Annotated in this window: 11 protein-coding genes; 7 read left to right on the forward strand and 4 right to left on the reverse strand. The window is 68.0% G+C overall.

The window, feature by feature from the left end; translation table 11 throughout:
- Positions 1–30: 30 nt before the first annotated feature.
- Positions 31–843, forward strand: coding sequence for an ABC transporter ATP-binding protein (locus ACN27E_RS02880; protein ID WP_422749562.1), 813 nt, complete (start codon positions 31–33; stop codon positions 841–843).
- The gene (locus ACN27E_RS02885; protein WP_422746510.1) at positions 827–1573 is read left to right on the forward strand and encodes an ABC transporter ATP-binding protein; all 747 of its coding nucleotides are present in this window, start codon (positions 827–829) and stop codon (positions 1571–1573) included. The genes ACN27E_RS02880 and ACN27E_RS02885 overlap by 17 nt, the downstream gene beginning before the upstream one ends.
- Positions 1574–1575: 2 nt before the next feature.
- Here the strand turns inward: ACN27E_RS02885 and ACN27E_RS02890 are convergent, their stop codons facing one another.
- From ACN27E_RS02890 to ACN27E_RS02900, 3 genes are all read right to left on the reverse strand, one after another.
- Positions 1576–3096 (reverse strand): MFS transporter, encoded by a 1521-nt coding sequence (locus ACN27E_RS02890; protein ID WP_422746511.1) that lies wholly within the window; start codon positions 3094–3096, stop codon positions 1576–1578.
- 96 nt (positions 3097–3192) lie between these two features.
- Positions 3193–4401 carry a lipid-transfer protein gene (locus ACN27E_RS02895; protein WP_422746512.1) on the reverse strand — a complete coding sequence of 403 codons (1209 nt, stop codon included), beginning with the start codon at positions 4399–4401 and terminating at the stop codon, positions 3193–3195.
- Positions 4398–4835 carry a Zn-ribbon domain-containing OB-fold protein gene (locus ACN27E_RS02900; protein ID WP_422746513.1) on the reverse strand — a complete coding sequence of 146 codons (438 nt, stop codon included), beginning with the start codon at positions 4833–4835 and terminating at the stop codon, positions 4398–4400. The genes ACN27E_RS02895 and ACN27E_RS02900 overlap by 4 nt, the downstream gene beginning before the upstream one ends.
- A gap of 141 nt (positions 4836–4976) precedes the next feature.
- Here ACN27E_RS02900 and ACN27E_RS02905 point away from each other — a divergent pair, with 141 nt between their 5' ends.
- Entirely contained in the window at positions 4977–5930 is a 954-nt protein-coding gene (locus ACN27E_RS02905) for a diguanylate cyclase domain-containing protein (protein ID WP_422746514.1), read from the forward strand.
- 21 nt (positions 5931–5951) lie between these two features.
- Positions 5952–8720: a DNA polymerase I gene (polA, locus tag ACN27E_RS02910; protein WP_422746515.1), complete on the forward strand. Its 2769-nt coding sequence runs from the start codon at positions 5952–5954 to the stop codon at positions 8718–8720.
- Here polA and ACN27E_RS02915 read toward each other — a convergent pair.
- A complete protein-coding gene (locus tag ACN27E_RS02915) occupies positions 8717–9883 on the reverse strand; it encodes a PrsW family intramembrane metalloprotease (protein ID WP_422746516.1) in 1167 nt (388 codons plus the stop codon). The genes polA and ACN27E_RS02915 overlap by 4 nt on opposite strands.
- A gap of 88 nt (positions 9884–9971) precedes the next feature.
- Here ACN27E_RS02915 and ACN27E_RS02920 point away from each other — a divergent pair, with 88 nt between their 5' ends.
- From ACN27E_RS02920 to ACN27E_RS02930, 3 genes are read left to right on the forward strand one after another with little or no spacing between them, the layout of a single operon-like run.
- Positions 9972–10427, forward strand: a complete 456-nt coding sequence (locus ACN27E_RS02920) for a nuclear transport factor 2 family protein (protein WP_422746517.1) — start codon at positions 9972–9974, stop codon at positions 10425–10427.
- Positions 10424–11266 carry an ergot alkaloid biosynthesis protein gene (locus tag ACN27E_RS02925; protein ID WP_422746518.1) on the forward strand — a complete coding sequence of 281 codons (843 nt, stop codon included), beginning with the start codon at positions 10424–10426 and terminating at the stop codon, positions 11264–11266. Before ACN27E_RS02920 ends, ACN27E_RS02925 begins: the two co-directional genes overlap by 4 nt.
- Positions 11263–11874 (forward strand): TetR/AcrR family transcriptional regulator, encoded by a 612-nt coding sequence (locus ACN27E_RS02930; RefSeq protein WP_422746519.1) that lies wholly within the window; start codon positions 11263–11265, stop codon positions 11872–11874. Before ACN27E_RS02925 ends, ACN27E_RS02930 begins: the two co-directional genes overlap by 4 nt.
- Positions 11875–11876: the final 2 nt, after the last annotated feature.

Raw genomic sequence — 11876 nt, forward strand, 5'->3', positions numbered from 1 at the left:
CCGGAGGAGTTCGAGACCTCGGTCGCCGAGATGGCCGGCGTGCACCGCACCATCGAGGCCGGCGCCGGCGAGGTGCTGCTGCAGACCACTGATCTGACGGTCAAATTCGGTGGCCTGACGGCGCTCGACGCGGTCAGCTTCAACATCCGTCGCGGAGAAATTCTGGGCCTGATCGGCCCCAACGGTGCGGGCAAGACGACGTGCTTCAACGCCATCACCGGGGTGTACCGGCCCAGCGCGGGTTCGGTCACCTTCGACGGCTCACCGATCGGCCGGATCAAGCGTCACCAGATCACCCGGCTGGGCATTGCGCGCACCTTCCAGAACATCCGACTGTTCGGCGAGATGACCGCGTTGGAGAACGTCATGGTGGGCACCGACGCCCGGCATCACACCTCGGTGCCGGGGGCGCTGATCCGCTCGCCTCGACACCGGCGGGAGGAGAAGGCGGCGATCGAGAGATCGGCGGCGCTGCTGCACTTCGTCGGGATCGCGCATCGGGGCGAGGAAAAAGCCAAGAACCTGTCCTATGGTGATCAGCGACGGCTGGAGATCGCCCGCGCACTGGCCACCGAACCGAAGCTGCTGTGTCTGGACGAGCCCGCCGCCGGGTTCAACCCCAGCGAGAAGTCGGCACTCATCGAGTTGATCCGCAAGATCCGCGACGACGGGTACACCGTGCTGCTCATCGAACACGACATGCGCTTGGTGATGGGCGTGACCGACCGCATCGTGGTGCTCGAATTCGGCCGCAAGATCGCCGACGGCCTGCCCGCCGAGATCCGCGAGGACCCGAAGGTCATCGCCGCTTACCTGGGGGTGCCTGATGACGAACTCGCCTGACCCGTCCCGTCCGGTGCTGCTGGAGGTCCGCGACCTCGTCGTCCACTACGGGCGCATCAAGGCGCTGCACTCGGTGTCGCTGACCGTCCATGAAGGGGAGCTGGTCACGCTGTTGGGCTCCAACGGCGCGGGTAAGACGACCATCATGCGCGCGATCTCGGGTCTGCTCCCGTTGACCTCCGGGTCGGTGTGGTTCGACGGCAGTGACATCAGCCGGGTCAAGGCGCACAACCGGGTGACCGACGGCCTGATCCAGGCGCCGGAGGGCCGCGGTGTCTTCCCCGGCATGACCATCATCGAGAACCTCGAAATGGGCTGCTACGGGCGTAAATTCGCTTCCAAGTCCGAACACGACGAGCGGCTCGACTGGGTGCTGCAGACCTTCCCCCGGCTCGCCGAACGGCGTAGCCAGGTCGGCGGCACCCTCTCCGGTGGGGAACAGCAGATGCTCGCAATCGGACGGGCACTGATGGCGCGGCCGAAGGTGCTGCTGCTCGACGAGCCGTCGATGGGCCTGGCGCCCATGGTGATCTCCCAGATCTTCAAGATCATCGCCGAGATCAACGCCACCGGCACCACCGTGCTGCTGGTCGAGCAGAACGCCCAGCAGGCGCTGAGCCGCTCGGACCGGGCCTACATCCTGGAGACCGGCGAGGTCACGCGCAGTGGTGATGCGCGAGAGTTGTTGGCCGACGACAGCATTCGCGCGGCCTACCTCGGCGTCGCCTGAGTTCAGGCGATGTCGGCGTCGGCGCGCCGTTGAAAGCGCAGATGCTCTTCGCGCAGAGGATCGCCGATCTTCTCGAGGCTGAGCCCCCTGGTCTCGATGGCGAACAGCGCCGTGACCCCCGCACCCAGAACCGACGCCGCGACCAGACCATAGAGCAACACCGTGGTCCCGAGCTCGGAAAGCAACACCGGGAACAGGAACGCCGTCAGCACGGCTCCCACCTTGGCGAAGGACGCCGCGAAACCCGCCCCTCTACCGCGGATCGGCGTCGGGAACACCTCACCGGCCAGCAGATAGGTCATCGCGTTCGGCCCCAGATTGGTCGCGAAGTAGAACAGCATGAACCCGGCGAACAGCAAGATCATGTTGTTGCCGCCGTCCGAGCGGATGGACAGGGCCGCCAGTGCCAGGCCGGCGGCGCATCCGAGGAATCCGATGGTCTGCAGTTTGATGCGTCCGACGGTGTCCACCAGGAGTATCGCCGCCAACACCCCGGTCACGAACAGCACGCTCATCAATGCGGAGCCTTCCGCGGCCAGCATGTCGTTGTGGATGACACCGGACAGCGTGTGCGAATCGGTGTCAGCGCCCAGCACCGCGACGATGATGGTCGGAGTGAAGATGCCGATGCCGTAGGTCGACAGATCCTGCAGAAACCACGGGACCGAGGCGAGGATCGTCGCCCGGCGGTTGCGCTTGGCGAACAGCGTCAAATATCCGCCGCTCGCCCGGTGGTCGGGACGCTCGGGCAGCCTCGACAGCGTCACCGACGACGGGTACCGCGGCTCACGGTGCAACAGCCGAGCCGTCTCACGTTCGGCCTCTTCGGTGCGGCCTTTCGAGACGAGCCAGTGGGGACTGTCGGTGATGAAGAAGCGGCCCACGATCACCAGGATCGCGGGCAGGATCGCGGTGGCGTACATCCAACGCCAGTCGCCCACATCGTCGTTCTCGTAGAGGATGACGACACCCACCAGCGCGCCGGTGAGCGCGCCGACGGCTTGAAAGGCGAACGCGCTGAGCACCAGACGCCCGCGCTTGGTGGTGGGGATGCTCTCGGAGATCACCATGTGCGCGGTGGGGTAGTCGCACCCCAACGCTAGACCGGACCCGACGAGAAAGACGACCAGCAGGATGAAATTCGGCGCGAAGGTCAGCGCCACCAGAAACACGACGAACAGGATCATCTCGACGATGAACATGCGCTTGCGCCCGAACGTGTCGGCCAGACCGCCGAGGACCGTCGCGCCGACCAGGATGCCCGCCAGTGATGCGGCGGTGACCATGCCCTTCTCGAAGGCGTTCAAACCGAATTCGCGGCTGATCAGTGGCAGTGCCACCCCGGTCATGAACACGATCATGCCCTCGAAGAACTTGCCCGCCGAGGCCAGCGACCAGATGCGCCACTGCATGACCGTCATCGGCGTCGACGAGGTCTTGGTGCCATCCGCCCACACCGGACGCTCGTCGATGTACTCCTGAACGGTTCGCGGAATCGCGGGTTTGTGCTCAACCTCGGTCACGGCCTGATGATGCCTGGTTTCCGCGATGCCGGAGCGGGTCGGAGGCCGGTGCGGCTGAACGTTTTCCGAGCGTTCACCGCGATTACGGGTGTGGCGTCAACGCGCGACGATCACCGACGAACCGTGTCCGAACAGCCCCTGGTTGGCCGTCACGCCGACGGTGGCGCCCTCGACCTGTCGGCCGGTGGCCTGACCCTTGAGCTGCCAGCTCAACTCGCACACCTGGGCGATGGCCTGCGCCGGGATCGCCTCGCCGAAACTGGCCAGCCCACCGGACGCATTGACCGGGATCCGGCCGCCGATGGTGGTGGCGCCGCTGCGCAGGAGTTGCTCTGCTTCGCCTTTCGGGCACAGGCCCAGGTGCTCGTACCAGTCCAGTTCCAGCGCGGTGGACAGGTCGTAGACCTCGGCCAGGCTCAGGTCCTCGGGTCCGATGCCCGCTTCGGCATAGGCGGCGTCGAGGATCTGATCCTTGAACACCCGCTCCGGTGCGGGCACCACGGCCGTGGAATCGGTGGCGATGTCCGGCAATTCGGGCAGATGCTGAGGGTACTTCGGCGACTGCAGACTCACGGCCCGGACCGAGGGCACCCCCTCGACCGATCCCAGGTGCTTCTCGGCGAACGACTTGCTGGCCACGATCAGCGCAGCCGCGCCGTCGGAGGTGGCACAGATGTCGAGCAGCCGAAGCGGATCCGATACGACCGGGCTGGCCAGCACGTCGTCGACGGTGGCTTCCTTGCGATAGCGCGCATTCGGATTGTCCAGGCCGTGCTTGGCGTTCTTGACCTTCACCGCGGCGAAATCCTCGAGCGTCGCGCCGTAGAGATCCATCCGGCGGCGGGCGAGCAGGGCGAAGTAGACGGTGTTCGTCGCGCCGATCAGATGGAAGCGCTGCCAATCGGGATCGTTCTTGCGCTCGCCGCCGACGGGGGCGAAGAAGCCCTTGGGCGTGGTGTCCGCACCGATCACCAAGGCGACGTCGCACAATCCGGCCAGGATCTGGGCGCGGGCGCTCTGCAGGGCCTGCGAACCACTTGCGCACGCCGCGTAGCTCGAGGTGACGGGAACCCCGTTCCAGCCCAGCTTCTGGGCGAACGTCGCGCCGGCGACGAAGCCGGGGTAGCCGTTGCGGATGGTGTCGGCGCCGGCGACGAGCTGGATCTGGCGCCAGTCCAGACCGGCCTCGGCGAGTGCGGCGCGTGCGGCGACGACCCCGTACTCGGTGAAGTCGCGACCCCACTTGCCCCACGGGTGCATACCGGCACCCAGGATGTACACCGGTTCTGGTGTGTTAGCGCTCATTCCGAGATCCTCCAGGCGTGGACGATGCGCTCGACACCGTCGTCGTCGGTGAACAGCGGCATGGTCGTCAGCTCCATCTCCATGCCGACCTTCAGGTCGGCCGCGAGCGTGCCCTCGACGACCTTGCCGAGCACGATGAGCCCCTCGTCGGCCAGTTCGACCGCCGCGACGGCGAACGGTTCGAAGGGGTCGGGGGACGGGTACGGCGGGGGCGGCGCGTACCGGTTCTCGGTGTAACTCCACAGCTTCCCGCGGCGTGACATCGGCACCTGGGCCAGGTCGTCACCGTCGCATCCGGGGTTGGGGCAGTTGTTGGCGCGGGGCGGGAACACGTACGTGCCGCACTGGTGGCACTTGCCGCCGATCAGGTAGGCGCCGCCGGTCCCGTCGGTGGCGAACCAGCCCTCGACCGCCGGCTGTATGGAAGCTGACACGTCGGTCAGCGTACCCAGTCGCGCCACAGAACTGAAACGTGTTCCAGTTGGGGCTGAGGGGGACCGCCGGCATGATCCGCACGCGTTCGTGCGATCCGCCGACGCCTGGGATCGCGCCTGTGGTGTCCCTATTCTGAGCGCGTGCCCACGCGCGTCGACCCCCGGCCGCCGGCGCCCCGTTGGCACGGCGTGGGACTAGCGGCATACCTGGGCATGCTCGCCCTGTATGCCGCCGCCGGGCGGCATACCGCCGGCGCCGGGGTCGACCCGCGGCTCTATGCGGTGCTGGGTGCGGCAGCGGTGCTCGGCATCCTCGGTGCGGCGGCCGGCGCCCTGCGCGGGTACCAGCGACGGCGCGCCCTGCTGATCGCCTGGCCGGTGGCGGCGCTCGTCGCGACGATCCTGACCGGCGCGGTGGAACCGGATGCCACCCGCCTGCTGCCCGGCACCATCACCATCGCGTTCGTCTACCTCGGGCTGACCTGTGGACGGTGGCGATCACTGGCTCTGGTTCCCCTCGGTGTGGTCGCGTTCGTGGTGGGCGGGATGAAGGAGCTGCCCGGCGCGCTGCCCACGGTGCTCGTCACGGCGGTGATGTGGGTGCTGGTGGCCGAGGTGCCGGCCTCGCTGATCGATCGGCTGGTCAAGCAGAGCGAGTTGCTGCGGGAGGTCGCGCAGACCGACGCGCTGACCAAGCTGCTGGACCGGACCACGCTCGCGCACCGGCTCTCGGCGCACGCGGCCGGATCGGCGGTGGTGCTGCTCGATCTCGACAGCTTCAAGCAGTACAACGACCAGTACGGCCACGATGCCGGCGACGATCTGCTCGTCGCGTTCGCCGACACGCTGCGCGGGTCGGTCGGCGACGACGGCATGGTGTTCCGTCTCGGCGGTGACGAGTTCCTGTTGTTGCTGGTGGGCGCCGACCAGTCCGCGGCCGAGCGCATCGTCGACCGGGTGCGGGAGCGCTGGTCGCGCAGCGGCGTCGCGGTGGGTTTCAGCGCCGGCATCGCCACCGGCGAGCAGGATCTGATCCGGATCGCGGACGAGCGCATGTACGCCGCCAAACGCTCGCGGGGACTGCGCGCCGACTGAAGGGGCTCCGCACCGCCCGGGGTGTCGGTGTGGGTGCATAGAGTGAGGTCCGTGAGCCCCGCCAGTTCCACCACCGCCAAGAAGTCTGCGCCTGGCAAGCCTGGCACCAAGGACGACACACCCACGCTGATGCTGTTGGACGGCAATTCGCTGGCCTACCGCGCCTTCTACGCCCTTCCCGCGGAGAACTTCAAGACCCAGAGCGGGCTGACCACCAACGCGGTGTACGGGTTCACCGCCATGCTGATCAACCTGCTGCGGGACGAGCAGCCCACCCACATTGCCGCGGCCTTCGACGTGTCGCGCAAGACGTTCCGGGTCGACAAATACCCCGAGTACAAGGCCGGCCGCTCGTCGACACCCGACGAGTTCCGCGGCCAGATCGACATCACCAAGGAGGTGCTCGTCGCTCTGGGTGTCACGGTGCTCGCCGAACCCGGCTTCGAGGCCGACGACCTGATCGCGACGCTGGCCACCCAGGCCCAGGAGGAGGCGTTCCGGGTGCTCGTCGTCACCGGCGACCGCGACGCCCTGCAGCTGGTGAGTGACTCGGTGACCGTGCTGTACCCGCGTAAGGGTGTCAGCGAACTCACCCGATTCACCCCGGAGGCCGTCGTCGAGAAATACGGGCTGACCCCGGCCCAGTACCCGGACTTCGCCGCGCTGCGCGGAGACCCGAGCGACAATCTGCCCGGCATCCCCGGCGTGGGGGAGAAGACGGCCACCAAGTGGATCGCCGAATACGGGTCCCTGCAGTCTCTGGTCGACAACGTCGACCAGGTCAAGGGCAAGGTGGGGGACGCGCTGCGGGCCAACCTCTCGTCGGTGATCCTCAACCGCGAACTCACCGACCTGGTCAAGGACGTCCCGCTGCCGCAGACGCCGGACACCCTGCGGATGCAGCCGTGGAACCGAGACCAGATCCACCGGCTGTTCGACGACCTGGAGTTCCGGGTTCTGCGCGACCGGCTGTTCGAGACGCTGGTGGCGGTCGAGCCGGAGGTCGAGCACGGTTTCGACGTGCGCGGTCAGGCGCTCGAACCCGGCGAGCTGCCCGCCTGGTTGGCCGAGCACAGCCTCGGTAACCGCTTCGGGGTGGCGGTGGTGGGCACCCATCTGGCCTACGACGCCGACGCGACCGCGCTGGCCATCGTCTCGGCCGACGGGGAGGGTCGCTACATCGACACCGCGAAACTCGATCCGGAGGACGAGGCCGCGTTGGCCTCCTGGCTGGCCGATCCCGGCCCACCCAAGGCGCTGCACGAGGCGAAGCTCGCCATGCACGATCTGCTGGGCCGGGGCTGGCAGCTCAACGGCGTCACCTCCGACACCGCGCTGGCCGCCTACCTGGTGCGTCCCGGTCAGCGCAGTTTCAGCCTCGACGATCTGTCGCTGCGGTATCTGCGCCGCGAGTTGCGCGCGGAGGACCCGGAGCAGCAACAACTCTCGCTGCTCGACGACAGTGACGGCACCGACGATCAGGCCGTCCAGACGCTGATCCTGCGCGCCGTCGCAGTGCTCGATCTCGCCGACGCGCTCGACGAGGAGTTGGCCCGCATCGACTCGTCCTCGCTGCTCGGCCAGATGGAGCTACCGGTGCAGCGGGTGCTCGCCGAGCTCGAACATGTCGGCATCGCGGTCGACACCGGCCAGCTCGAGCAGCTCCAGAGCGAATTCGCCGACCAGATCCGTGACGCCGCCGAAGCCGCCTACGGGGTGATCGGTAAACAGATCAACCTCGGCTCGCCCAAACAGCTGCAGACCGTGCTGTTCGACGAGCTCGAGATGCCCAAGACCAAGCGCACCAAGACCGGCTACACCACCGACGCCGACGCGCTGCAGAGCCTGTTCGACAAGACCGGGCACCCGTTCCTGCAGCACCTGCTGACCCACCGCGACGCCACCCGGCTCAAGGTCACCGTCGACGGTCTGCTCAACTCCATCGCCTCCGACGGGCGCATTCACACCACGTTCAACCAGACGATCGCGGCGACGGGCCGGCTTTCCTCCACCGAACCGAACCTGCAGAACATCCCGATCCGCACCGAGGCGGGGCGGCGCATCCGGGACGCGTTCGTGGTCGGCGATGGTTATGCCGAACTCATGACCGCCGATTACAGCCAGATCGAGATGCGCATCATGGCGCACCTGTCCCAGGATGCCGGCCTGATCGAGGCGTTCAACACCGGGGAGGACCTGCACTCCTTCGTCGCCTCACGGGCGTTCGACGTACCCATCGACGAGGTCACCGCCGATCTGCGGCGCCGGGTCAAGGCGATGTCCTACGGCCTGGCGTACGGGCTGAGCGCCTACGGCCTGGCCGCCCAGCTCAAGATCTCCACCGAAGAGGCGAAGGTCCAGATGGACCAGTATTTCGCCCGCTTCGGCGGCATCCGCGACTATCTGCGTGACGTCGTCGATCAGGCCCGTAAAGACGGCTACACCTCGACGGTGTTCGGCCGCAGGCGTTACCTGCCCGAATTGGACAGCAGCAACCGCAACGTCCGTGAGGCCGCCGAACGCGCCGCGCTCAACGCGCCGATCCAAGGCAGCGCGGCCGACATCATCAAGGTTGCGATGATCAACGTCGACCGGGCGATCAAAGACGCCGGGCTGGCGTCGCGGATGCTGCTACAGGTGCACGACGAATTGCTGTTCGAGGTCGCCGACGGCGAGCGCGAGACCCTCGAGCGGCTGGTCCGAGAGCAGATGGGCACCGCGTATCCACTCGACGTACCGCTGGAGGTCAGCGTCGGATACGGCCGAAGCTGGGACGCGGCGGCGCACTAGACGGTCGAGCGGTAGCCGTCCAACCAGTGCAGCGCCGGTGTGGCGGCCCGCAACGCGTAGACCCGGTAGGTTTCCTCGGCCTGCATGGCGAACACCCGCTCGTCGCCGAACCCTCGGTCGATCCGATCGCGGACGAATGCCAGCGCGACGATCTGTGCGGAGAAGGCCCGGACCGATCGGCCGGCCTGGCGGCCCCCGAGGCGGGTGGCCTCAGCGACGGCTCGTTTGCGGCCGGCGATCGATCCCAACCAGGTCAGCTCGTTGGGGGTGATGACCCCGGCGGCGGCCATCCCCGGCAGTTTGCCTGCCACCAGCCGTTGTTCGCGACGTCGGCTGGTGATGGCCAGCACGATGGTCAGTCCGAAGATGGGCACCATCCACAGCACGTACACCAGCAGGTAGGTTCCGCCACCGAGCAGCGACGACCCGTTCCATAGGGCATGCATCAGCACCGCCGCCAGATAGCCGCACAGCAGGAAGCCGATCTTGGTCGCGGTGTCGCGGCGCTGCAGGGCGAAGTACACGCCGACGGCGAACATCGTGGTGAACAGGGAATGCCCGAACGGCGCCATCACCAGGCGTAAGGCGGCGGTGATCAGAGAGTCGCCCAGCGATTCGGCGCCGGAGATGTAGAGGATGTCCTCCAGCCAGGCGAAGCCCGCCCCGACCAGGCCGGCATAGACCAGGCAATCGGTCAGCGAATTGAGCTCTTTGCGCCGCGCACCGGTCATCATCAGCAGGAGGAAGAGGCCTTTCGCCGCCTCCTCGATCAGTGGTGCGCCGAGCACCACCGAGGCCGGGTTGGTCTCCTCTCCGGCTGGGTTGACGACGGCGTCGAACACCAGGCCCAGCACGAACGCCAGGATGATCGCGACCGATGCGCCCCATAGGAAGGCGAACACCAGTAATCGGGGCGGTTCGGGTTCCCAACGGTCCAGCCAGACATAGGCCAGCACCACGACGGTCATCGCGATGCTCGAGAGCACGAAGCCGACAGCCGTACCGACGGGGTTGATCGCAGTGAGCAGGATGACGATGAGGCCGACGACCGACGCCAGCGCGATGACCAGCCCGAGCGGGGCCCCGGCGCGGCGCATCTTCAGGCCTAGCGAAGCGGCCGGCAGATACGGATGAGGCGTAGGCGCGGTGCCGGGGCGGTACACCTGAGCAGGGTAGCCGGAATAGAGCGACAACCCGGCCGGTTGACCGCATTACGAGACGGTATCGTCCCGTAATCGGAAAGGGAATCCCATGAACGACGACGAGCGGCGCCTCCGCGCCCACCGGACCATCGACCGGCTGCAACAGGCACTCCTGGCGCACGACATGTCGACCTTCGCCGACCAGTGGGCCCCCGACGGCACCATGACGTTTCCGTTTGCGCCGCCGGGCTGGCCCGAACTCAGCGGCCGTGAGTCGGTGCGCAGTTACCTCGCGGACTACACGGAGAACGTGGACATCCAATCGATCACCCGGATGACGCGTCACGACACCACCGACCCCGACACCGTCGTCCTCGAATGGGCGGTCACCGGCACCGCGGTCAAGACCGGCAAGCCCTACGACATCGCCTACGTCGCGTTCATCACCGTCGGCGCCCACGGCATCGTCGCCTACCGCGACTACTGGAACCCGCTTGCGGCCGCTTCGGCACTCGGCGGTGTAGCCGAGATGTTCGCGGCGTTCGATGCACAAGGCCGACCGTGAGCCGCGCGATCCTCGTCCTGGGGGCGACGGGTAACACCGGCAGCGCGGTCGTGGACGCACCCGAGCGGTTCCCCGACATCGCCCTCCGCACGGCGACCCGCCGGCACACCGCACCCACCCGGCATGAGCACCGCCGGTTCGACTGGGCAGCTCCGGCGACCTGGGCCGCCGCCGTCGAGGGCATGGAGCGGATGTATCTGGTCGCACCGGTCGGCGATCCGGATCCGATGACCACGGTCGGCCCGTTCCTCGAGCAGGCCGCCGAGGCGGGCATCGAGCGGGTGGTGACGCTCGGCTCGTCGGCCGTCGCGACGGGAGACCCGGGCCTGGGTGAGATCGCCGCCGCGGTGCGGGACACATTCGGTGAGTGGGAGATCCTGCGACCGAGCTGGTACATGCAGAACTTCACCGGGTCCCACCCCGTCGCCGAGAGTATCCGCGGCACAGGAGAATTCGTCACCGCCACAGGCATCGGACGGCTGCCGTTCATCGACGCCCGCGATATCGGCCGGGTCGCCGCCCATCTGCTGACCGCGTCCCGCGCGCGCTGCGCCGAGCACCTGTTGACCGGGCCGGAGGCGCTCACCTACGACGAGGCGGCCGCGATCGTGTCGGCGATGACCGGCCGCGCGGTCCGGCACCGCGCCGTGGCTCGTGACCGCTTCGTCGACGCCCTCGTCGGCGCCGGGTACGACGAGGCCTTCGCCGATGTCTTGGCCGCGCTGGACATCCTCGTCCGCGACGGCGCCCAATCCGTCGTCAGCGATACCGTCGAGCGGATCACCGGAACGCCGCCGCGCAGCTTCGCCGACTACCTGACCGCAGCGGTCCGCGCGTGAACGCCGGGCGCCCCAGAGACGAGCGGGTCACCGAGGCGATCTTCGCCGCGGCGCTCGACGAACTCGCCGACAAGGGCTTCGGCGGGCTGACGATGGAAGCCGTCGCCCGCCGCGCCGGGGTCGGCAAGAGCGCGCTGTACCGGCGGTGGCCGTCGAAGATCGAGATGACGGCTGATCTGATGCGCACCCTGAGCGTCTCCACCGATCCCGGGCCGGACACCGGGTCGTTGGCCGGTGACGTCCGGGCCCTGCTCGAGGACGTCGTCGCCTGGTTGACCGACGAGCGGGTGCGCCGCGTGTACCCGGACCTGCTCGCCGAGGCTCAGCGCACGCCGGCGCTCGGGGCTGCGCTGATGACCTTCGTCGGGCGGCCGCGGCGGGCGCGCGCCGACGCGGTGTTCGACCGCGCCGCGGTGCGCGGGGAGCTCGCCGTCGACGCTGATCAGGAAGTCATCGTGGACGCCATGGGCGCGCTGGTGTTCTGGCGGCTGATCGCGCTGGGGCAACCGGTGACGGCGCGGCATCTGGATCGGGTCACCGCCGCGATCTGTGCGATGGCGCGCGGCGCCGGGGAACCGGGTTTGTCCTGCGTGGACCGAGTCGAGTAGCC

This window comes from Mycobacterium sp. WMMD1722, from assembly GCF_049315205.1.
In the GTDB taxonomy this organism is placed as follows: Bacteria; Actinomycetota; Actinomycetes; order Mycobacteriales; family Mycobacteriaceae; genus Mycobacterium.